At 35.8% G+C, this 22908-nt stretch carries 21 protein-coding genes and 1 tRNA gene; 11 read left to right on the plus strand and 11 right to left on the minus strand.

Annotated elements, in window-relative coordinates; translation table 11 throughout:
- Positions 1-2 precede the first annotated feature (2 nt).
- Positions 3-1373 carry an oxygen-independent coproporphyrinogen III oxidase gene (gene hemN / locus PSA_RS03820; RefSeq protein WP_042150185.1) on the plus strand — a complete coding sequence of 457 codons (1371 nt, stop codon included), beginning with the start codon at positions 3-5 and terminating at the stop codon, positions 1371-1373.
- Positions 1374-1450: 77 nt separating this feature from the next.
- On the opposite strand, the gene PSA_RS03825 is transcribed toward hemN, so the two are convergent.
- Both PSA_RS03825 and elbB read right to left on the minus strand, forming a co-directional pair.
- Positions 1451-1837: a cytochrome c5 family protein gene (locus tag PSA_RS03825; RefSeq protein WP_042150188.1), complete on the minus strand. Its 387-nt coding sequence runs from the start codon at positions 1835-1837 to the stop codon at positions 1451-1453.
- Between the two features lie 125 nt (positions 1838-1962).
- Entirely contained in the window at positions 1963-2625 is a 663-nt protein-coding gene (elbB, locus tag PSA_RS03830; protein WP_042150190.1) for an isoprenoid biosynthesis glyoxalase ElbB, read from the minus strand.
- A gap of 423 nt (positions 2626-3048) precedes the next feature.
- On the opposite strand from elbB, the gene polA reads away from it, so the two are divergent.
- Positions 3049-5805, plus strand: coding sequence for a DNA polymerase I (gene polA / locus PSA_RS03835; RefSeq protein ID WP_042150193.1), 2757 nt, complete (start codon positions 3049-3051; stop codon positions 5803-5805).
- A gap of 60 nt (positions 5806-5865) precedes the next feature.
- Here the strand turns inward: polA and PSA_RS03840 are convergent, their stop codons facing one another.
- Positions 5866-6765 (minus strand): AraC family transcriptional regulator, encoded by a 900-nt coding sequence (locus PSA_RS03840; protein ID WP_042150196.1) that lies wholly within the window; start codon positions 6763-6765, stop codon positions 5866-5868.
- A 130-nt stretch (positions 6766-6895) separates the two neighbouring features.
- Between PSA_RS03840 and PSA_RS03845 the strand changes: the two genes are divergently transcribed.
- From PSA_RS03845 to PSA_RS03870, 6 genes are all read left to right on the plus strand, one after another.
- On the plus strand, positions 6896-8416 hold the full coding sequence (locus tag PSA_RS03845; RefSeq protein WP_042150199.1) for an aldehyde dehydrogenase family protein: 1521 nt from the start codon (positions 6896-6898) through the stop codon (positions 8414-8416).
- A gap of 424 nt (positions 8417-8840) precedes the next feature.
- Positions 8841-9959, plus strand: a complete 1119-nt coding sequence (locus PSA_RS03850; RefSeq protein ID WP_231665217.1) for a site-specific integrase — start codon at positions 8841-8843, stop codon at positions 9957-9959.
- 129 nt (positions 9960-10088) lie between these two features.
- Positions 10089-10403: a hypothetical protein gene (locus PSA_RS03855; RefSeq protein WP_042150202.1), complete on the plus strand. Its 315-nt coding sequence runs from the start codon at positions 10089-10091 to the stop codon at positions 10401-10403.
- On the plus strand, positions 10400-11077 hold the full coding sequence (locus PSA_RS03860; protein ID WP_042150205.1) for a hypothetical protein: 678 nt from the start codon (positions 10400-10402) through the stop codon (positions 11075-11077). The genes PSA_RS03855 and PSA_RS03860 overlap by 4 nt, the downstream gene beginning before the upstream one ends.
- Positions 11067-11306, plus strand: coding sequence for an ABC-three component system middle component 6 (locus PSA_RS03865; protein ID WP_042150208.1), 240 nt, complete (start codon positions 11067-11069; stop codon positions 11304-11306). The genes PSA_RS03860 and PSA_RS03865 overlap by 11 nt, the downstream gene beginning before the upstream one ends.
- Positions 11297-12994, plus strand: a complete 1698-nt coding sequence (locus PSA_RS03870) for a DUF2326 domain-containing protein (RefSeq protein ID WP_042150211.1) — start codon at positions 11297-11299, stop codon at positions 12992-12994. The genes PSA_RS03865 and PSA_RS03870 overlap by 10 nt, the downstream gene beginning before the upstream one ends.
- Positions 12995-13044: 50 nt before the next feature.
- Here the strand turns inward: PSA_RS03870 and PSA_RS03875 are convergent, their stop codons facing one another.
- Positions 13045-13851 carry an AAA family ATPase gene (locus tag PSA_RS03875; RefSeq protein WP_042150214.1) on the minus strand — a complete coding sequence of 269 codons (807 nt, stop codon included), beginning with the start codon at positions 13849-13851 and terminating at the stop codon, positions 13045-13047.
- 607 nt (positions 13852-14458) lie between these two features.
- Here PSA_RS03875 and PSA_RS03880 point away from each other — a divergent pair.
- Complete coding sequence (locus PSA_RS03880; RefSeq protein ID WP_042150216.1) at positions 14459-15226, plus strand: MarR family transcriptional regulator; 768 nt, start codon at positions 14459-14461, stop codon at positions 15224-15226.
- Positions 15227-15243: 17 nt separating this feature from the next.
- Here the strand turns inward: PSA_RS03880 and PSA_RS03885 are convergent, their stop codons facing one another.
- Positions 15244-15993, minus strand: a complete 750-nt coding sequence (locus PSA_RS03885; RefSeq protein ID WP_042150218.1) for a transcriptional regulator — start codon at positions 15991-15993, stop codon at positions 15244-15246.
- 367 nt (positions 15994-16360) lie between these two features.
- The gene (locus tag PSA_RS03890) at positions 16361-16753 is read right to left on the minus strand and encodes a hypothetical protein (RefSeq protein ID WP_042150222.1); all 393 of its coding nucleotides are present in this window, start codon (positions 16751-16753) and stop codon (positions 16361-16363) included.
- Between the two features lie 347 nt (positions 16754-17100).
- Between PSA_RS03890 and PSA_RS03895 the strand changes: the two genes are divergently transcribed.
- Positions 17101-18816: a site-specific integrase gene (locus PSA_RS03895; RefSeq protein ID WP_042150224.1), complete on the plus strand. Its 1716-nt coding sequence runs from the start codon at positions 17101-17103 to the stop codon at positions 18814-18816.
- 152 nt (positions 18817-18968) lie between these two features.
- On the opposite strand, the gene PSA_RS03900 is transcribed toward PSA_RS03895, so the two are convergent.
- From PSA_RS03900 to PSA_RS03920, 4 genes are all read right to left on the minus strand, one after another.
- Positions 18969-19358, minus strand: a complete 390-nt coding sequence (locus PSA_RS03900) for a hypothetical protein (RefSeq protein WP_042150227.1) — start codon at positions 19356-19358, stop codon at positions 18969-18971.
- Between the two features lie 73 nt (positions 19359-19431).
- Positions 19432-20615, minus strand: a protein-coding gene (locus tag PSA_RS24310; protein WP_371257771.1) for an IS3 family transposase whose coding sequence is annotated in 2 segments (ribosomal slippage) — positions 19432-20357 and positions 20357-20615 — 1185 coding nt in all. Because the reading frame shifts where the segments join, the coding sequence is not laid out codon by codon here.
- Between the two features lie 67 nt (positions 20616-20682).
- On the minus strand, positions 20683-21237 hold the full coding sequence (locus PSA_RS03915) for a hypothetical protein (RefSeq protein WP_127924225.1): 555 nt from the start codon (positions 21235-21237) through the stop codon (positions 20683-20685).
- A gap of 246 nt (positions 21238-21483) precedes the next feature.
- A tRNA-Ile gene (locus tag PSA_RS03920) sits at positions 21484-21560 on the minus strand.
- A 385-nt stretch (positions 21561-21945) separates the two neighbouring features.
- Here PSA_RS03920 and PSA_RS03925 point away from each other — a divergent pair.
- Positions 21946-22341, plus strand: a complete 396-nt coding sequence (locus tag PSA_RS03925) for a thioesterase family protein (RefSeq protein ID WP_042151404.1) — start codon at positions 21946-21948, stop codon at positions 22339-22341.
- Positions 22342-22446: 105 nt separating this feature from the next.
- Here PSA_RS03925 and PSA_RS03930 read toward each other — a convergent pair whose 3' ends face one another.
- Positions 22447-22818: an META domain-containing protein gene (locus tag PSA_RS03930; RefSeq protein ID WP_193216557.1), complete on the minus strand. Its 372-nt coding sequence runs from the start codon at positions 22816-22818 to the stop codon at positions 22447-22449.
- Positions 22819-22908: the final 90 nt, after the last annotated feature.

Below are 22908 nucleotides of genomic sequence, written 5' to 3' on the forward strand. Positions count from 1 at the left end.
TCATGAAAAACTTAATTGAATGGGACGATTCCCTGATAAAAAAATATAATATCTCAGGCCCGAGATATACATCATATCCAACAGCATTATCATTTGAAGAAGGTTATAGCGAATCTGAAGTCGTAAAAGCCGTTAAGACCACTGATAATAATAAGCTGTCTCTTTATATACATATTCCTTTTTGTAAGCAGCTTTGTTACTACTGTGGTTGTAATAAGATAATTACTCGCCATCAGCATAAAGCAGATCTCTATCTTGATTATTTAGAAAAAGAAGCGGCATCTCAGTCACAGTTATATCAATCTTATACTGTTGAACAAATGCATTTGGGTGGCGGTACACCGACGTTTTTAACTATTGAACAAATGACACGTCTGATTGGCATTTTAGAAAAAAACTTTACCTTTGAATCTAATGCAGAAAAAGGCATAGAAATAGATCCAAGATCATTAGCTGATGGCATGTTAAAGCAGTTAAGATGCTTAGGCTTTAATCGTGTTTCGTTTGGTATTCAAGATTTTGATGATGAAGTACAAAAAGCGGTTAATCGTGAGCAATGTGCTGATAACGTTGCAGACCTGGTCGTAGAAGCAAGAGAGCTCGGTTTTAAATCTGTTAATACAGATATGATTTACGGATTACCATTGCAAACAGAAGAAAGCTTTGCAAAAACAATTGATCGCTTAATTGCTTTATCTCCTGATCGCGTTTCAGTATTTAACTATGCACATATTCCAGATTTATTTGCAGCACAACGTAAGATCAAAGATGATCAATTACCAACTGCCGCACAAAAACTGCAAATGTTTAAAAATAGCATCAAACAAATGAATGATGCAGGATATATTTTAATAGGCATGGATCACTTTGCTAAAAAAGATGATTCACTTGCGATCGCACAACAAAAAGGCATATTACATCGTAACTTTCAGGGATATTCAATTCATGGAGACTGTGATTTATTAGGTTTAGGTGTGTCTAGTATCTCTCAAGTAGGGCGTAGTATTTTTCAGAATCCAAAAGATGTGAAAGAATATTATAAAGCAGTTGATTTAGGCTCTGTACCTGTATGTAAAGGCTTAACACTAACACAAGATGATGTGATAAGAGCGGCGGTAATTCGCCAGCTTATTTGTCATTTTGAATTAGATATGAATGTGATTAATAAAGAGTTTGATATTGACTTTAAAGACTACTTTGCAGATTCTCTGGAATCATTATCAGGCTTAGTTGCTGATAAAATGGTAGAGATCACAGATGATCATATTCAGGTGACATCAAAAGGTTTGTTATTTATTCGCATAATTTGTATGAGTTTTGATGCGCATTTAAAAAGCCAAGCAAAACTGAAAAGGTTTTCTCGGGTGATATAATATTAAAAAGTGTTAGATACAAAAATGCCGTTCATTTTTAAATGAACGGCATTTTTTGTTTAAATGGTTAAGTTTATTTACTTAATCATAAAGTCGATAGCAGCTTTAATCTCATCATCAGAACAATCCATACATGTTCCTTTAGGCGGCATAGAATTAAAACCATTGATAGCATGGTTTAATAATACATCTGAACCTTTAGCGATACGAGGAGCCCAATCAGCAGCTGTTTTAGGTGCACCCATAGCGCCAGTGCCGTGACAACCAATACATGAATTTTGAAAAACTTGCTGGCCAGTACGAGGACCTGTTGGTGCAGCTACTACTGGTGCTGCGCCTGCTAAGTAAATACCACCGATTGGAGCAAGACGATTTTTAATTGCTTCGTCAGTCATCTCAGTATTTTTTTGTGCGTTAACTGATGTTGCTAATAAGATAAGTAGCGCCGTTGATAGTTTTTTCATGTTACATTGCTCGTTATGAATTGATGACGGAATATTAAGCTGATTATACCGCTAGCGATAAATATATAAAATACTAAACAAAACTTTATTTTAGTCTATAGCTATAACTTTTCTCATTTATCCCATTATTTACTATTTAAGACTTCACCAAGTTTATTAATGGCATTTTCTATCGAGGTATTAGCTTCAACAATCGACCCTGCAAGCATATATGCAGGTGTACTGATCACGTGTGCATTTTCATCATAAACAAAGTCATTCACAGCGCAATTAATATGTTTAGCGCCTAATTTATTAACTTGCTCTGCGGTATCTGCATCATTTCCTATCGTAGCTAATGTGCCTTTAGGATATATATGACCTATGATCGCAGGTGCGATGCAAATATAAACCGCTGGCTTTTTGTGTTCTGAGAATTGTTTACAGGTATTTTTAACATCAAGATTAATTGTTGAATCAGCACCTTTTATTGCAAAGTCACATAAATTTTTAGCAGCGCCAAACCCGCCCGGTAGTACTAGTGCATCAAAGTCAGCAGCATCCAAGGTTTTTATATCTTTAATTTCGCCACGTGCGATACGAGCAGATTCAACTAATACATTGCGGTTTGCTTGTTTATCAACTTCACCCGTTAAATGATTGATCACATGCAGTTGATCTATATTAGGAGCAAAACACTGATAGTGTGCGCCTAGTTTTTCTATATGAAGTAAGGTTAAAACGGCTTCATGTATTTCTGAACCATCAAAAACACCACAACCACTTAAAATAACAGCTATTTTTTTCATTTAATTCTCATCTATTAAAATTTTATAGTGCTTAATTTATAAAAAAATCAAAAATATTTCAAAGGATCTCTATGATCTTCGATCCTTTATGGTAGTATACCGCCTCTGTGAAATTTGATGAGATTAATTTTAATACAAATTGTCATTAAAAATTCACTGTAAAAATAAAGTTTCCACATAAGATTAAAATTAAAAGTAATAACAATTAATCTGTCTAGAAGTACATAACAGCTTAATAAATAAAGAATTACATACACTCTGAGTGATTTTCACATCATTTTGAGCTTTTCTGCTTTCTTTTTTATCTACACACTTATCCACATCTTATTAAATATCAGTTTAATAAGTTTGTCATATCGCATCTTGGGGTTATTTGGGTATAATCCATCAATCACGGCATAATTATTATTAGGATCCATATCAATGGCTCAGATCCCAGAAAATCCGCTTATTCTAGTTGATGGCTCTTCTTATCTTTTTCGGGCATATCATTCACCACCGCATTTTGTTAATTCTAAAGGTGAACCTACTGGTGCCATTTATGGCGTAGTTAATATGCTAAAAAGTTTGGTAAAGCAGTTTGATCCAAGTCATGTAGGAGTGATCTTTGATGCAAAAGGCAAAACTTTTCGTAATGATATGTACTCTGACTATAAATCGAATCGTCCGTCTATGCCTGACGATTTACGTTGCCAAATAGAGCCTTTACATAAAATAATAAAAGCCATGGGTTTTCCGCTGATCAGTATTGGCGGAGTTGAAGCCGATGATGTGATAGGTACTTATGCACGTATTGCGACAGAAAACAAACGCGATGTATTAATTTCAACTGGCGATAAAGATATGGCTCAGTTAGTTAATGAGCACGTCACTTTAATTAATACTATGACAGACGAAGTATTAGATTCAGATGCTGTAGTGGAAAAGTTTGGTGTTGCGCCGGATCGCATCATAGATTACCTCTCATTAATGGGCGATAAAGTTGATAATATTCCTGGCGTAGAGGGCTGTGGTCCTAAAACAGCAGTTAAATGGATTGAAAAATACGATACATTGACGGGTGTGATTGATAACGCTAAATCAATTAAGGGTAAAATTGGTGAAAAGCTAGCAGCTGCTATCCCACATTTACCAATGAGCTATGAACTAGCCACAATCAAACTTGATGTTGAATTAGATGAAGATCTTGAAAGCTTAAAGATTGTTGATCCAGATAAAGATCTGTTGATCCAATATTATGCTGAATTGGAATTTAGACGTTGGCTCAATGAGTTATTAAAAAATAAACCAGCGAAGAAAAAAGCAAAAAAATCAGTTAAAACTGAAGCTGTTGAATCAATTGAAGAAGCACCAGCTGAAGTACCTAGCGTTGACGCAGACTATACAACAATTTTAACTGAAGAAGCGTTAGATATTTGGATAGAAAAGCTCAATGCGAGCGAACTATTTGCATTAGATACTGAAACAACCAGCTTAGATTATATGCAGGCTGATTTAGTTGGAATGAGCTTTGCCGTAAAAGCGGGTGAAGCGGCTTATTTGCCACTTGCACATGATTATTTAGATGCACCTGAGCAATTAAGTAAAGAATTAGTATTTAAAAAATTAGGTCCAATTTTAGCTGATGAAAATAAAGCGAAAGTAGGGCAAAACCTTAAATACGATAAAAGTGTATTAGCGCGTGCGGGTTATGAATTAAATGGTATTGCGTTTGATACTATGTTGGAGTCATACACATTAAATAGTGTGGCAACCAAACATAATATGGATGCCTTAGCATCAAAGTTTCTAAACCATACGACGATTAGTTTTGAAGACATTGCAGGTAAAGGTAAAAAGCAATTAACCTTTAACCAAATTTCATTAGAACAAGCTGCACCTTATGCTGCGGAAGATGCAGATATTACATTACGTTTGCATCAAGAAATTTGGCCTCAACTTGATAGCGATACATCACTTAAAAGTGTATTTACAGATATCGAATTGCCTTTATTAAGTGTGCTATCTGATATTGAAAGAACCGGTGTAAAAATTGATAGTCAAATGCTCACTGCGCAAAGTCAGCAGCTAGGAGAGCGATTGATTGAGCTTGAAAAAGAAGCTCATGATTTAGCCGAAGAGCCTTTTAACTTAAGTTCACCTAAGCAGCTACAAGCGATTTTATTTGAAAAAATGCAATTGCCAGTTATTAAAAAAACCCCTAAAGGTGCGGCTTCTACTGCTGAAGAAGTATTAAAAGAGTTAGCGTTAACTTACCCATTGCCTAAGATAATAATGGAGTATCGTGGTTTATCTAAGTTGAAATCGACTTATACTGATAAATTACCGCTAATGGTGAGTGAGGAGTCTGGACGCGTACATACTTCATATCATCAAGCGATAACAGCAACAGGACGTTTAAGTTCTACCGATCCTAACTTACAAAATATTCCAATTAGAACGCAAGAAGGTCGTCGTATTCGTCAGGCGTTTATTGCTGATGAAGGTCATAAAATAATGGCTGCCGATTACAGCCAAATAGAATTGCGTATTATGGCGCACTTATCACAAGATAAAGGCTTATTAACAGCATTTGCTAGTGGTAAAGATGTACACAGTGCAACTGCATCAGAAGTATTTTCTGTACCACTTGATGAAGTAACAACGGATATGCGTCGTAAAGCGAAAGCAGTTAACTTTGGTTTAATTTATGGCATGTCGGCATTTGGTTTAGCTAATCAGTTAGATATTCCACGTTCTGAAGCACAGCATTATATGGATACTTATTTTGAACGTTTCCCTGGTGTATTAACCTATATGGAAACCACGCGTGAGAAAGCAACAGAACAAGGTTATGTTGAAACCTTATTTGGTAGACGTTTATATTTACCAGATATCACAAAAAATGGCCCTCGTAAGAAAGCGGCCGAACGAGCTGCTATCAACGCGCCTATGCAGGGGACTGCAGCTGATATCATCAAAAAAGCCATGTTAATTGTACATCAATGGGTTAAGCAACAACCTAAAGATACCATTAAAATCTTAATGCAAGTTCACGATGAATTAGTATTTGAAATTAAGGAAGACTGCTTAGAGGCTTACACAACTAAAATTTGTGAGTTGATGTCACAAGCTGCTAAGTTAGATGTACCATTAATTGCAGACTCTGATTTTGGTAATAACTGGGATCAAGCGCATTAGAAAATAACTTATCATTTTCTAACAATAAAGAAGGTTTTACTGAAATAAGTAAAGCCTTTTTTATTGCTTATTTTGAAATGCTTTCGGGCTAGTACCGTAAAACTGTTTAAATACACGACTGAAATGACTGCAACTGGTAAAGCCCAGTTCAAAGCAAACTTGGGTGATTTGTCTACCAGATTTAATTAAATTATAAGCTTTTCTAAGGCGTTGCTGTTGTTGAAATGCCAATGGTGTACAGCCTAAGTTCTGCTTAAATTCGTTAAAAAACTTTGTTCGACTCATACAAGCTAGTTTGCATAGATACTCTATTTCAATATTGTCTGCTAAATGATCTTCTATGTAACTAATCGCTGTTGTCATACCGCTAAAGTCAGACTGATGCATACAAAATGACATCATGAGTTCTCTACTTTGCTGCCTCAATAATCTTATCGTCAGTTCATTTACTGCTAAATCTATCATAAAGCTGCGATCTTGATGATTTTCGCTATATATATGCGTCATTCTCTGTAAGAGCGCCTGAGTTTGTGCATTGTGATGTGTATGCACTATTTGTGGTTTATATCGCCAATGGCCAAACTCTTGAAATTTATACTGTTTGTAATTGAGCTGTTCAGCTACTTGAGCAATGCGCTCTGATGATATTTCAATAGCTAGACAACGTGTTGGTTGTGCCAATTGTGCAATAGGAAAATCAATTTCAACTGTTTGATTAGGTGCCATCACAAAAGATTCATGCGGGAAAAAATCACTATGATAGTCATCATCGCTATGCATGACTTTTTTACCGCTGATCATCGCACAAAACAGCGGTTGATCTGACTTTAGCTGTACTTTTTGTGCAGGTTCAAATGTATCGTAAATACTCAGTTGTGATTGGGGTCCATTAAAGCTTATTTTATTTTCAACCAAAACCTTAGGTTCAGTTTTTTTATTATTAAGAAATTCGGTGATCATCATTTTCCTTAAATATGAATTTGCACTTTGTACTGACAGTCAACTTTTGTGAATTAACAGTACAGTTTATGACACTTTTTTAGGATAAGTTCAAATATTAACCATATTAAAAATAAAAAAGGAAAGTGACATGATCTACTCAGCACCTGGAACTGAAGATGCAGTAATGAGCTTTAAACCTAGGTATCAAAACTTTATAGGTGGTCAATGGGTTGAGCCACAAGACGGACAATATTTTGATAACTTAAGTCCAGTAAATGGCAAGAAGATCTGTGAAATCCCAAGATCTAATGAAAAAGATATTGAACTGGCACTTGATGCCGCACATAAAGCCAAAGAGGCTTGGGGGGCAAGCTCTGTTACGGTACGTTCAAATACATTACTTAAAATAGCCGATCGTTTGGAGCAAAACTTAACCTTATTAGCAGTTGCTGAAACTTGGGATAATGGTAAAGCAGTACGAGAAACTTTAGCTGCTGATATTCCATTGGCTGTAGATCATTTTAGATACTTTGCTGGCTGTTTACGTGCACAAGAAGGCAGTATCGGTGATATTGACGAAAATACTGTGTCGTATCATTTTCATGAGCCGTTAGGCGTTGTTGGTCAAATCATTCCTTGGAATTTTCCTATTCTGATGGCAGCGTGGAAGTTAGCGCCAGCACTCGCTGCGGGTAACTGTATTGTATTAAAACCAGCGGAACAAACACCTGCTTCTATATTGGTTTTAATGGAGTTAATTGAAGATATATTACCAGCAGGCGTACTTAATATCGTAAATGGCTATGGTGCAGAAGCGGGTCAAGCACTGGCAACCAGCACACGCATCGCTAAAATTGCATTTACGGGTTCTACACCAGTTGGCTCACATATTTTAAAATGTGCAGCTGAAAATATTATTCCTTCTACGGTGGAGCTTGGCGGTAAATCTCCAAATATCTTTTTCCCTGATGTGATGGATCATGAAGATGATTATTTAAGTAAATGTGTTGAAGGCGTAGTACTTGCTTACTTTAATCAAGGGGAGGTATGTACATGTCCTTCTCGCTTACTGGTGCATGAAGATATTTATGAACAATTTGTCGCTAAAATCATCGAACGTACTAAATTAATCAAACGTGGCAATCCATTAGATACAGATACTATGGTAGGTGCTCAAGCTTCTCAAGAGCAATTTGAGAAAATACTACAATATATAGATATAGGCAAAGAAGAGGGCGCTGAATTGCTCATTGGCGGTGATATTGAGCAATTGAATAACGAATACTCAAATGGATATTATATTCAACCTACTTTGCTTAAAGGCAATAATAAAATGCGTATTTTCCAAGAAGAAATTTTTGGACCAGTGATTTCTGTGACGACATTTAAAACAGAGGCAGAAGCGTTAGCGATTGCCAATGATTCTGAGTTTGGTTTAGGTGCAGGGGTATGGAGTCGAGATATGAATGTGGCATATCGTATGGGTCGTAAAATTCAAGCCGGGCGTGTTTGGACAAACTGTTATCACATGTATCCTGCACATGCTGCTTTTGGTGGTTATAAAAAATCAGGAGTAGGGCGTGAAACGCATAAAGTGGCACTAGAGCATTATCAACAAACCAAAAACTTATTGGTCAGCTATGATACTAGCCCGCTAGGCTTTTTCTAAACTTTTCACTAATACAGCTCATAAATAAATTATGAGCTGTATTAGTGACATTATTAAATCTTACTTGCTTCAAGCTTAGCTGCCAAAGGCATAAATAATTTGGGTGTAGGTTGTAATTAGGCAATATATAATAAATTTAAAACAGATTTTTACTTAGAGTTTATAAGGTCTAGATTTATTTCAGTGTGAGTTTTTCTTTGAAGTTAAAAATGGTGGCCCTTCCCTGACTCAAAGGTGCCATTAAATCAACGCTTTGTGTTGTTTTAGAACTTATAAAATCAGTGAAATAGCTACTTTGAGCCGCTCTGTTCCACCTTCTTTAATTTTAAAAGAGTGGAGCAAAGCTGGAACATGCCAGAATTTAGAAAAACATTTACAGATAAATTAGTTAATAATCTACCAGTAAAAATGAGCATTAAAACCTATGCTGATCGACATCACTCGCATCTTAAATTACAGGTGCGGCCGTCTGGTAAAAAGCTATTATTTTCGAGCCAAATGCAATGGTAAAGATATTAAGCGTAAGCTTGGGGAAGTTGGTGAAATAACGGTAGCAATGGCAAAGGTACTTGCAGATACAATGCTGCGAGAGTTAAAGCATGGCGATGGTAAGCTTGATATAGCTCAACAACATAAACCCAGTAAGTACCTTACAATTAATGACATATTTGAACTGTATAAGTTAAATGTACTTGATTACCGTAAAACAATAGCTGGTCGTACTCATGCTTTAGAAGTTGCATATAATACTCATGTTAGAGGTCTAATTGGAGAATGTTTTGTTGCAGAGGTATCTAAAAAGTTCGCTCGTGATTTTCTTAAAGAGACAGAAGTAAAGAGGTATAGCACGCACAACAAAGTCGTGAGTGTTTTGAAAGCAGCTTTCAACTACGCCATGGATTATGAAGAGCACTTGAGCATTTCAGTTAACCCCTTTGACCGAATAAAGAAAATGCAAGGCGTTGTTCGTAATCGGTATTTGACTTATGAAGAAGCTGGGCGCTTACTGGATGCGCTAAAAATGGTTACTGATCAAGATGCCGCAGACATTTATCGAATAGCGCTGTTTACTGGTGCTAGGCTTTCTAATGTAAAGACGATGCAATGGACTGACTTAAACCTCTCGTCTGCAACTTGGTTAATCCCAGCGACGCTGACAAAGACTCGTCAGCATTATAAAATCCCATTACATCATGCGGTGCTTGATATTTTAAGTGCTAGACATTCTCGGTGCGGCTCTGGACTGTTTGTTTTTCCTGCTCGCAATAAATCGAAATATGGCTATATCACGGGTGGCGATAGAGTATGGAAAGAAGCAATCACGCTAGCTGGGTTATATCATGAAAATCCAAATATTCGCCCTCGTCCTCATGACTTGAGGCGTACGTTTGCAACTTGGCAGATCCAATCAGGGGCTGATATTAGTGTGGTATCAAAAGCACTATGTCACACTTCACTTAAACATACGATTATTTATGCGCATACAAATGTGGAGCAAGTGAGAAGTGCGATTGATGATGCTTTTAATAGAGTGAATATTTAACTATATAATTTAATTGGTTTTATTTTGTTGTTCGTAATGGGGACGTCAGGTAATATCGATATTAAACTAATACTTCTTACTAAAACTCCTCTCGAAGGAATAAAGATACAACTTACAGGGATATTTACAATGCTTAATTTTTTATCATCGGCAGTAAAAGCAGGTTTCGGTTTGGCTGCTATCTCAGCTGCAATATTTTGGTCTGTTCATGAAGGCTTTGTTCAAGCAAGCATTTTTGCTCAAATGACTCCAGAACAGACTTATAACGCTTTTATTTGGTCAATTGGGGTTGCTGGTTTAGCTTTAATTCTTGCAATAGTTTTATCGGCAGGAAATAAGTCTGTAGGTAAAACAATTACTGCTGACAATGGAGGTTATGCAATTGATAACTCAGGTTTTTTAAATAAATTCAAACTTTTCGATAGAAAAGGTGAAAAAAAATGAGTGGAACAGGGGTTGTTAGAACTACAGACGAAAATGGGCTTTTTAAAAGAATTACAAGCAAGCTTTTTAATGATTCAAAACTATCTCCTAAAAAAAATATTTCAGCAATAGATAACTCTTTAGCTATTGATAATTCTGGTGTTGCTAATCAAACCAAAATTAGTATTGAGAATGCCAAAAAATATGGCTCTCACTTAAATGTGCTGCTAGAGGGGATTCTTGAAAACAGCGACTTTGACGCAGATAGTAGTGAGAGAAGAGAGTTATTTAGTCCAGATGAAAAGCTAGACTTTAATCATGTACAGTTATTCTCAGATGATATTTCTGATTTAGCTAGTTTCTTATACAAAATAGAAGAAATAATTGATGAAATCGATAATGCCTACCCAGGAGCTAGAGAACGCTTTTTAAATGCGATTTATAAAAGTTATAAAGAACATAAAAATGATCTTTTATTGAGCAGCGAAATAGATCTTAAAGATAGTGGGTTAGTTTTAAACACTATTCGTCATAATGCTGACGTTTTGATTAGAAATGTAGGTGATAGCATTGTTAATAGGGGAGAAGTTGATCTATATGGTTTCCCTATAGAAGAAGTAAAAGACTCAGTTGCGTTAATAGTTTGCTTTGGTTTTGTTAACTGTAAAATTTTGGAGAGGCCGGATGATTATTAATAATGCATCTGGGCCTCAAAAAAGCCTTTATGTTATTGGAGCTTATATTTTAAAGACAATGAAGGAACTTGGAGAATTTTCAGTTGAGCCTATACACCTATTTAATGAAGTAAACAAATCAAATGAGCTTAGTATTTCTATTAGTTATTTTCACTTTGGCCTTGATTGGCTGTATTTAATAGATGCTATAGACTTGGATGAATATGGAAATTTAATATTATGCAATTAGAAGTTTTAAATGTTTACAAGGATGGGAAGGTTTTAAGAACCTTAACTTTTAATAAAGGCTTGAATATAGTCACTAATACCGAAGAAAACGGCAATCAAATTGGAAAAAGTACAGCCTTACGAGTTATTAATTTTTGCTTGGGATCAGATGGAAAAAGTATTTGGAAAGATCCAGATTCTAAAGTTGTTAATGATAAAGTAAAACAGCTTGTCACAAGTGGTAGAGTCGAATTTGAACTAATTCTATCTACTAGTGGTAAAGCTTATGTAATAAAAAGAAAGATTAGTGAGCTACAACAAAAGAGTAAGGTAATTACAAAAATATACTCGACAATAAATGGAGAGGAATATTCTTCTCAAGAAAAATTTAAGGAAGCTTTAGCACCTGCATTAGGGTTATGTTTAAAGAACCCTTCATATTCTTCCATAAAAAATAGATTCGTCAGGTTAGATAAAAATACGGCATCATCAATCTATAGATACCTTCATAGCTCTACTTCTGATCAAAAGTATACACTTTATTATTCATATCTATTTGGCTTTTCTGGTCATGATGATCTTGCTAAAGCTATAGAACTAGATGAACAGAAAGGTAAGAAACAGGCCAGAATATCAATTCTTTTAAAGGGGATGCCAGAAAAATATTACAAGGATAAGTTAAAATCTATTGATGATGAAATTGAATTCTTAAAACTTAAAGAAGAAGAATTTGACTTTAAAGACGTACAAAACAAAGGTGTTATTAAACTAAAGTCTTTGAGAGAAGAAATTTCCTTATTAACTAGTTTTATCACCAAAATTAATGCTCGTATTAGTTATTCTATTCAAACGATAGAAGGTTATGAAAATAGTAAGGTTAATATTGATACTGCATTAATTGAAAAGATTTATAACGATGCTTTGAAGCTTGTTCCTAATCTACAAAAAGAGCTTGATGATGTTGTTATATTTCATCAGCAGGTAATAAATAAGAAAGTACAGTATTTACAAGAGAAGATTGAGGGGTATGAGCAGGATGTCGAAAGAAATACTGTTTTTTTAAATAGAAAACTTGATAAAGAAAAAGAGTTATTTAAATCATTAATTGGGGAGTCTCACTTATCTGGTTTTTTTGTTATTGAGAGTGAAATACAGGAAAAAAGAGAAGAAAGGGGGCGTGTTTCAGTTATTATTGATGAAGTAGCGATTGAGTCCAATGAGATTAATGATTTGGAAGGCCAAATACAAACTTTGAGAGCTAGAAATAAACAAAAAATAGTTTCTTTAAAAGCTAAGACGGATATTTTTAATGAACATTTTAAAGTTATTAGTAGACAGGTTTTTAAAGACTTTTCACTAAGCTTAAATGTGAGTACAAAAAGCGACTCTAGTGAACTTGAGTTCTCAATTGTAAATATGGACAAGGTTTCAGGTGACGGTTCTCCAAGAGCTGCGTCATTGTCATTTGATATGGCATTTGTAGAATTTGTAAAACAGGAAAAGATTAAGTTTCCACATTTTACTATTCAAGATTATTTAGAAGCAGCGGATCAGGATAAGTTAGCAACATTAGCTAAGCTTTCATCCGAAAAGAAAATTCAAGTTGTAGTATCTATTTTAAAAGATAAATTAGCTTCTTTAAGTCCAGAGTTTATAACTGAAAATACGATATTAAGTCTTAAAAAGTCAGATAAATTTTTCAAGGTATAGGTTAAGTGGCTTGGTTACTGTACCCAACCACTAAAACTAGCTTAGTACAGTTAATTTTTTACTTCTTTAAAAGAGAAGTGTTCTCCCCCAAACTCAAAAGCCAATAAGTCCTCATTGTTTGCTCCATGACGACTTTTGGGCTTTCTGACATTCACCACCGTTTTATGTGCGTTACTAGCTTTTTTATCTTTGACAGCGATAAGCACGTTATCAATCGCTCTGGCAATTTCTGAGTGGCCTCGATAGTTGCGAGAGTCTTTATCTGTATGATGTAGCACCAACACTGCTTTATTTTGTTCTCGCAGTACATCTAGGCAATCGTTATAAAAGTTCCAGTCATTCTGAATTAACTCTTCAGCACTTCGATACAGTGATGAGAGGTTGTCGAGTATGACTACTTTCGCAGCTTTGATGTCTGGTTGCAGTTTTTCAAATCCACTGATTTTTGTGAGGTCTGGCATTCCATTTTTAAAAGAGCGTTTATGGATGATTTTTAAAAAACCTTTTTCAGGCTGCTTGCCAAGAAAACCAAATATTAGTCTAAATCGTTGCTGAATTTGAAAAGGGCTTAATTCAGAGTCAACATAAAGCACTGGTTCTGGAGCAACTGCTGGCATCCCTAAAAATGAACTTCCTGTAGCGACACATGCGGCTGCAAATTGCGATAGATACGTTTTTGCGCCACCTGCTAGTGCTGCTAGCATGGTTGCTTCGCCTGCGATTAATATATTCGGTATGATAATTTGAGGTGGCTTTATATCTGTTGCTAGTAATTTGTTGATACATAGCCCAACCTGTTCATCTTTTTCTGAATCAGCATTAGAAAGGGTGTTAAAGTCTAATTCTAGTTGGCTCATTTATACTCCATAATTTGAATAATAAGTTTGAGCCAATAACTAAGTTTATCTTAGGCGAAATTGTTTGAGTTTAGTTATAGATGCTCAAAATGAAGAAAATCCCCCTAGCTTCAACTTACTAAAAAAGGCGGCCTCCCTTTAAGGGAGGCCGCCTTTTTTAGTAAGTATAGCCAGAATGGATAATTAAGATCATTGAGCGAAGCCCAATGAAATAGAAAAACTTAACGAAGTTAAGCTGCAAATCGCGTAAGAATAAATTAACGCAGTTGAATTTGTTCTGTAGCAATCTGAAAGATTTCAGCGCATCTCAAGTGAGTAGGCGAGCGGAGTCACACGGTTCCGTTTCTTGTCTCAGAAGTTCTTCGGAAGCGGGTGACTCCGCTCGCAGAATGCGAGTAGAGATGCGCTCAGTGTTAACGTGTTTGATGAAAGCAAACTCGCAGTTGTAGTTGACGAGTCAACGAAAACAAGAAGTTATAAACGTTCTTCTCTTATTGGTAATAATCTTATTGCCTTTACTTATTTGCCTACTGGCAAATCATCTTTTTGTCTTTAAATCGTTAAAATTCGCATAGTGTGCACAGTATTTAAAAGAAAAGGAGTTTCTATGATTAGTGTTTATGATCGAGGTATTTTGGCTCGTTACATCACCACAACTTCAATAAAAGCGAGGCATCAAGCGAAGTTATTATCTCTATTAGATTGGATACAACGTTGGGGGTATACATCACCTGCGGTGTTGCAAGCGCTTTGGGGGCTAGATAAATCAGTAATCAACCGTATGGTTAGACGATATGTCCGAGAAGAGCTTATCGCAGAAGTACCTGTTTATAGCTGCCGCGACAAACGTGTTTTTATTTTAAAGCCAGCAGGGCTGCGCACCATTGAGTCGTTTCATCAAGCTGATTTCAAGTACAAGACCAAAGCGTCTTCATTTCCTATCAAGACGCTTACGCATGACTTGATGGTTCAATACTTAGTTGCTAAAGGATGCTGTGATGGTAGCTATCGCTTTTTCATCAATGAAGCTGAACAAGGTAAGGATGGTACAGGTAAAAAACGTAGATTAGACGCCATTGTTTATAATTGTGGTGAGTTACAGGGGATCGAGGTTGAATGTTCCTCAAAAACAATACCGTATAGATTGGACATTATAAGGCGCTATCGTAGTGCAATCGTTGAAGAGCAGAAAGTCAGTAAAATCTTAATGTTTAGCCACAAAAGGCGCCACCTTCGTGACGCGGAGCGTATTCATGACAAGCTTTTTGCAGATGCCGATAACAAACTAGATAAAGTTTTTTTTGAAGCTCATTTGAAGTTTGTGTTTAGCCGACAAATCATCGCTGAGTTGTATGAATCATTTTGGGCGTTTTAAAGGAAAAAGCACGCAGATTAATCAATGCCTAACTCCTTCATATCATTAGAAATAGTTTTTTGTGATACGCCTAAATGATTTGCGATTTGAATTTGAGTCTTCTTTTCAGCCCTAAGCTGTTTGACTTGCTGTTGCCTACTAAGTTTATTGGTATTGTTATCTACTATTGTTTGAGAGGTTTTTTTAATTCCATTTTTAGTATGTCTCTCAAATAAAATCCTGTTGCCTTCAAAATCTTCAGCCGTTAGCTTAAACCCAAATTGGTCTTGATTTATCGATACATTTGAAAGCTTACCGTCTTGAACAGCCCTAAGAGCATTTGTGATTTCAGATGGAATGCTACTACTTTGTTGTACAGGCACTGGATTCGGGTTTTGCTCCATGAAAGGAGTTGATGGCAAATTAGCAGTATTTTGTTGAGGTCTAACTGTATCCCCAATTGTGATAGGTAAAAATCTTTGGAACTCGATATTACACATTAAGGTAATATGGTTGGGTGTATTTCCACAGCAGTACAGTAGTTGTGTTTGACCAAAATTCTGAGGTTGATAGTAGACAATATTAGAAAAGCCATTATTAATAACAATATTTACTTTTGTTGGGTTGGGCGGTGCTCCCCACATCACTGGCGGGAAGTAAACCAAGTTATATCCATTTTGATCAAGAAAAAAATGCACAGGGGTCAATTGCCCATTTGGAAGTGCAAAATACGTTGGGTAATAGTTACCGTCAATTGGTGAGGCGTAGTAAGCCAATGTTGTATACATAATAATTCCTAGTATTTTGTGTTGTTACTAGTTCTACTAGTAATTTCGGGGTTATACTAGGGGTTGTTTTTGTTTATGTCAATAAATACGTTGAAGATAAAATTAACTTTTTATCAGGTTTATGATTTTCATTAAGAAAAAGCTCGAATGCGTTATTCCGCATACGAGCTTTTATGTTCAGGCGAGTTAAGTCACGCGCATACTGCTTATGAAGTCTCTAAGTTGTAGAGGTTTGCATACTCTACGTTAATAAGTCATTCAAACTTGAATGAGTCGCAGCCTGCAATGGCCGCCAAGGTGTAACCTGTACATTTATAAGTAAGTACACAGTGGGCAAAATAAAACCGCCCATCTCAGGGCGGTGCTGCTAGTTTTTAAAACTAGCTAAATAGTCATCATATGACTGTTTCCTTTGAGCTTGTGCTGTCTCCGAGAAAAAGACGGTTGGGCTTACCAAGAATGCTTTTTTAAATTCTTGCTGATCAATCTCAGTTTGGCAGTATTTGGCTAATTCTTTTTCAAATACGTGCATTACCACATCAATATGATCCAAATTGGTATATTGCTGTTGCAATTGTCTTGGTAGCCGCTTTTGTAATTCTCTACTAACAGACAAGCCATTAAGCCCTGAATCACCTACATGCAAATAAATACCATGCTTCGAGTCAGGCAGAAACAATAAGCAATATCTAGCGTTATCACTCCAAGGTGATCTAGATTCTCTGCTGTAGCTTTTATAAAACTCAATGTGTGAAGCCATGTTTAATACCTCTTTTTTTGACCTAAAGGTATATAGCCTCATGGTTGGGTAACTATCTCATATCTGTTATTCCTAGTTTTGCAGGTGTCACGTTCACACCCAATGTTAATTTGATCGAACTCCGGATCTCAGCTTCCGTGGCGCCCATTATCTAGATAGAGCTGGTGTATATTTTTAATCGCGATACCAGTTATCTAGTGCCTTTTAGCGTCGGTCATTCAATCTTAGTGGAGTTTAGCTTCAGAAAAAAAAAATCAGATTAGGCTAAAAAAGATCGTGTTTATTGCGGTTTGGAAACGTGTTTTCTTTTAACATTTTTGTATTAAACAACGAACGAGCTTTATTGAATGCAAGTATTGAGCGCAAACCCTAAGCAAAACACTATACCTGATGGTATGGTCGATTTTGCTGTGCGTTCAAGTCAATTGGCTAGCAAATTACAAGATATAGCGTGCTTACTTGGTATTTCAGAAAGTGATGCGCAGGGCTTGGCAGAAGACGGCCATATCAATGCAATTCCTCTGCGGTCAGGTGACTGGCTGTTCCCACCGATTGATAAGTTAGTGTTGTGGGGAGAGGCTAAATGTAATACACCTTCACCACCAGAAATGCAGACCCAAGTAATATCTTTTCATGATAACAGTTCCATGAAAAGTGATTATAGGTATAAATCTGTAGCTGAACTCCCCAAGGCAAAGGTTACTCAACCATCTCTTGAAAATGAAGCGCAGCAACTAAGGCAGCAACTAAGTGTAGCGACTAATAATGAGAAGCTGAATTTTAAAAAGCTAATTACAATCGTTGAAGCTTGTGACTTTAATCATACTAGCAAGTTATTTGCAGCTAGTCGTAAGAGAACACCTTTAGTCATTGCAAATATTGGCTTTAAAGGTTTGAAGCTTGAAGGATCAGAATACGGGCGCAAGTTGATTGTTAAAACGAAAGCGATTCGATGTGTACTGCATGAATGGACGAACTTAGATGATATTCAACCATCGCTGTTAGAAAAACACATTGAGCGTTATGAACACGTATTTACTCAATTAAACCGAAGACCAGAAACACAAGAATACAAACTTTACAGTCAGCAGCTTAAAACTATGAGTGATGTTATTTACAATCATCTTCACTTCAATGTGTTTGATAAACATGGTGAAGGCTCAGACGAGCATAAGCTTATCGAAAGCTTAATTCGTAATCATTTATCTAAAGATGTTGAAGTAACGTTGCCTAGTAAGCGTAAGGAAGTGATCAACTTGATGGATGAGCAGTTCTGTTCATTCACAGTTGCTAGATTCAATGCCTACTTGAAAACGTTCAGAGCGAAAAATGGTGTACACGATAAGATTATTTCCAGAGTTAAAGCGGCATTTAATTTGGCATTCAATGAAAAATTAATTTCAGCAACTGATGCTAGACCATTTTTTGTAGCTAGAAGAATTGATCGTGAGCGACATGTTGAGATATCAGGTGAACACATGCAGAGAATGTTTGAGTATCTTGATGATCATGTATGCCCTGACTTCGTATTTTTCATCAAACTTCAATCGACAGGTCATTTTAGGCGCGGTCAAGTAATGAAATTGAAGTTTAGCGATTTTGATTTTGATAATAACTTTGTAAGAGTGAAACCAAAGCGGGGTAAAGAGGTAACAATTCATCTACCGATAGACGTTGTAAACTTGGTTGCCAAAAGGAAAGATCAATTTAAAGCTAGAGGGAGTCAAGAAAACTATATATTTCCATCTAAGCAATCTAAAACGGGACATCGAGCGAACTTTGATGATTACTGGTATGAGATGCTTGAAGAACTTGGTTTTTACACTAATACAGGTGATGGTAAGAAAGAGTATCAATATCGTCTGCATGATTTTAGGGAGACGTTATTAGGCCGCTTGCAAGAGTTTGATGATTACACATTAGCATCGGTATTAGGACATCTTTCACTTCATGCTGTTAAGCACTATAAGAAAGCAAATATGGCTAGTAGTAAACTAGCCGCAGAGAAAGGATATGAGAGAAAGCTATTAGTGAATGAGCTTAAACGAAAAAACCCACTATAAGTGGGTTTTTAAGATGTATATGTTACATTTTCGGCTAAGTCGTTTATAGACGTCGGTAAGCTGGGAGCCGTTCCAGTTCCTACCCGATGTGAAGATAATAGTTCAAATTATACTAGGTTGTCAATAATATAAGTAGTTAGAATCTACAAATACTAGTCTTCATCAAGCTCCATCATAATTTGAATCTCTTCATCTATTAATTCCTGTAATTCTTCAGGTGTTTTTGATGAATAAAGCTGTTGATAATGATTTTGTAATAGTTTCTTATAAGGATTGAGCTGTTTGACTTCTTCGAGTGCTTTCTCCAGCTTATCGGATTGAACTAAAAATAAATCTTTATGTTGATCAAATTCTTCGCTGATTTTCTTATGATCTCTATATAAAATACTGTATTTTGTTTTTACGTCATGATAGTCAGGCATTTTTACCGTGACACCTAAAGCTTTATCTAGGGCTTGCATATCCACTTTAGCTAACTTGTGAGGATAGCCGTCAGAACGCTGGGCTATTTGTCTTTTTCCCTTTTTAATAGGTATTGCCATAGGTGGCAGTATCCGCGTTAAAGAGACTGTTTCAATCATGTTACAAATCACGAATGGAAGCTTATTGTAGTGGTCAACTAAATTTGGCCACAGTTTTAGAATTTAACCAGAACCTTCGCTCTGATTCATTTGGACTTAAGCCTGCATTATAGTGATGAGGCCTGATCTCGCTGTAATAACCTATTACGTAATCAGTAATTGCACCTTTGGCTTCTTTAAAATCGATGTAACCCTTTTTCGGCATCCATTCAGTTTTAAAGCTCCTAAAAAACCTTTCCATTGGCGCATTATCCCAACAATTTCCTCGTCGACTCATACTTTGCTTTATTTGATATTTCCATAGCCTCTGACGATACTTTAAGCTTGTGTAATGACAGCCTTGATCTGAGTGAAACATGATACCTTTAGGTTTTCCTCTGCTTTCATAAGCCATATCTACAGCGGCTATTGTTAATTCACTATCTGGAGACAAGGAGATAGCCCAACCAATTGGCTTCCTTGCAAATAAATCAATTACAACGGCTAAATATGCCCACCTGTGACCAATCCAAACATAGGTCACATCACCACACCAATACTGATTGGGTTCAATTACATCAAACTGTCTGTTTAATAAATTGGGTATTGAAATATGCTCTTTCTTTGCTTTTTTGTACTTATGATTTGGCGGTTGAGAGCTAACCAGTCCTAATTTTTTCATAAATTTAGCCGCTCGATACCGACTTAAATTAAAACCACGATAAGATGCAATATCAGAGATAGTTCTGGCACCCGCAGAGCCATTACTTTCTTTATGTATTGCTTTGATTTCAATAGATAACCTTAAATCATCAGTTGATACTGATTTATCTCTGTTAACCCAATATTTATAACTACTGCGATGTACGCCAAATACATCACATAATGTTTTAACTGGGTGACTATTGCTCTTATTGAGTTTCTCGATTATCGAGAATTGTTCAGAGAGTCCGACATCAATAGAGCTGTAGCCTTTTTTAATATATCCTTTTCTAATTCAATTCGCTGTATACGCTTTTTCAGTTCTCGAATTTCAATTTGTTCAGGCGTCATAGGTGATGCTGAAGGTGATTTTCCGCTTCGCTCAACCTTTAACTGGGCAACCCATTTACTCACAGTTGATTTACCCACATTCATAGCTTTTGCTGCTTCTTCTTGAGTGTAGCCTTGGTCAATTACTAACTGAGCTGTTTCAAGTTTGATCGCTGCAGAATATGTTACACGGTTTTTCTTTGTCATATGTCACCTAAATTGGTTATGAAATAATCATAACATTTCTTATTAGGTGGCCAAAACTACTGTACCACTACATATCTTTACTGTTGTAATGTACGAGTTTTTCAATAGAACCTTTATCTAGAGAAAAGCAACTACGGTCACCTATAGGTGGTTCATTTGAGGAGATGGGAACAACTTGAATACGTTTACCTGACGCATTCACTACTACAGCTAATCTTCTTTTGTGCATTTCACCATTTTGTCGTGCATCAGGATAACGTTTATTTGATCTTAAAACTCCTGAGCTTTTCTTTATTGATGGGATATAGCCATAATCTATCTCAACTAAAGTTCCCTTCTGAAGGTTACTAATAACACTTTTCTTGTGTTTATGGGTTTGTGATAAATAAACTTCAGTTGCTTTTGTGATCCGAGGTTTTAATGAAATGGATATTTCACTTTCGCTAGGGTGATCTACAGTAATTACTTGCCAGCGATGATGGGGGTATCCTTCAAACATTTTTGTTATGGTTATTTCGTGAGAGTTGTAATTTGAATCAGGGTATAAAACTTCAGTTATCCCTTCTGACCCTTCGCTACCAAGTTGGGTGGTTGTTCCATCCAAGAAATAAGTTATTCGCATTCTAAGCTATAGAGTTAACAGATAATTTTTTGAAGCATACCAGTAAAGAACTACTAATTTCTACTGTCATGAGTTGAAGTGAATCTTTGAATGAAGTCTACAAAGGGATGGCTATTGATAATTAAGTTTTTTATTATATTGACTATAAAAGATATGAAAAATAAACTAAAAGGTGGAATGAAAGTGGAACAGAAACGCTCTAATTTTTTGTAGTGGTATGATTTTAAAGGTTTTTAAGTTTAAAAATGGTGGCCCTTCCCTGACTCGAACAGGGGACCTGACGATTATGAGTCGTATGCTCTAACCAACTGAGCTAAAGGGCCACTTTTTAAAGCTTGCTAAATATCAACGATGCGATATTCGAAGCGGGTTGAAGTATATGAGTTTTTTTTCCTGTTGTCATCACCTTCAAGTGTATTTTTATCAGATTTTAGTTTGAGTGATTGTTTTGTAGTCAGATAGTGCTTTTTTAAGTCAAAATAAGTGATAAAAACGCGCATTATTTATGATTTAAGGTCGTTTTTTGTTAGATTACTGCGAAATATATTCACCTAATATCAATCTTAGGTGAGTAAACAATTAAAAAACCTAATGCTGAATACCATATAAATTATATGAAGTGCTGCTTATGTTAGCGGCGTATTAATTTATACGAATCTAGTGCGCAATATGCAAATAGGTTTATTACAGTTAACAATGAGGCTATCAATGACGTTTAGAATTGAATTAAAAGTGCGTGACTATGAGTGTGACTTACAAGGTATCGTGAACAATGGCGTATATTTTAATTATTTAGAGCATGCTCGTCATGAGTTTTTAGCTGCTAATAATATTGATTTTGCGCAATTGGCTGCTGATAAAATTAATTTAGTGGTTATTCGTAGTGAAATAGATTTTAAATCATCTTTAGTTCCGGGCGATGAGTTTTATGTAGAAATTGTACCTGAGCGTATTTCTAAAACCCGATTTGGTTTTAGACAAAAAATAGTAAGGTTAAAAGATGAAAAAGTAGCGATTGATGCGTTAATTATTGGAACATCTTTAAATCAACGTGGTCGCCCATTTTTACCTGATTATATAGACTCTGTTTTTCCGTCAGAATAGCTTAGATTATTTGTAGGTTGAATTGTTGCATCAACCTACAAAGGTGCTCCTATATAAAAGGAGTAAGAGATAAAACTATAAGATGAGTATTTAAACTATAAAGCTTTATTTGCTCATTATTTTATTTAAATCGTTAGTCATTTTAAAGCTTAACTGATGTTTTCCTTTTAACGTGAGCATTTGATCTATCATTGTCACCTCAGACCAATTAGATAGCGTATCTATTAAGTCATTTTCAATTTTGTTGATTTTATTACCACACGATTTTCGTGTCATGCCTATTTTATCTATTTTAAATTTGCCTTCTTCTAGCATAGCTTGACCAAAAAATCGGTTACAGCCAGCAAAGCCATTTACACGCATGGCTTCGATAAACTCTATATTGATCACTTGTATTGATTCAACTGGCTTACTGTCAATTGTATTTAATTTAAAATTATGATGTTTTAATTCACTTTCTTTAATTGTTTTTGTCATTTGGCAACCGCTAGTAAATAAAATGCAAACGCTAGCTAAAAATGCAGGTAGTTTCATGAAAATACTCAATATTAGGTAATTTAGATGCTA

The organism is Pseudoalteromonas sp. '520P1 No. 423', assembly GCF_001269985.1.
Taxonomy (GTDB): Bacteria; Pseudomonadota; Gammaproteobacteria; order Enterobacterales; family Alteromonadaceae; genus Pseudoalteromonas.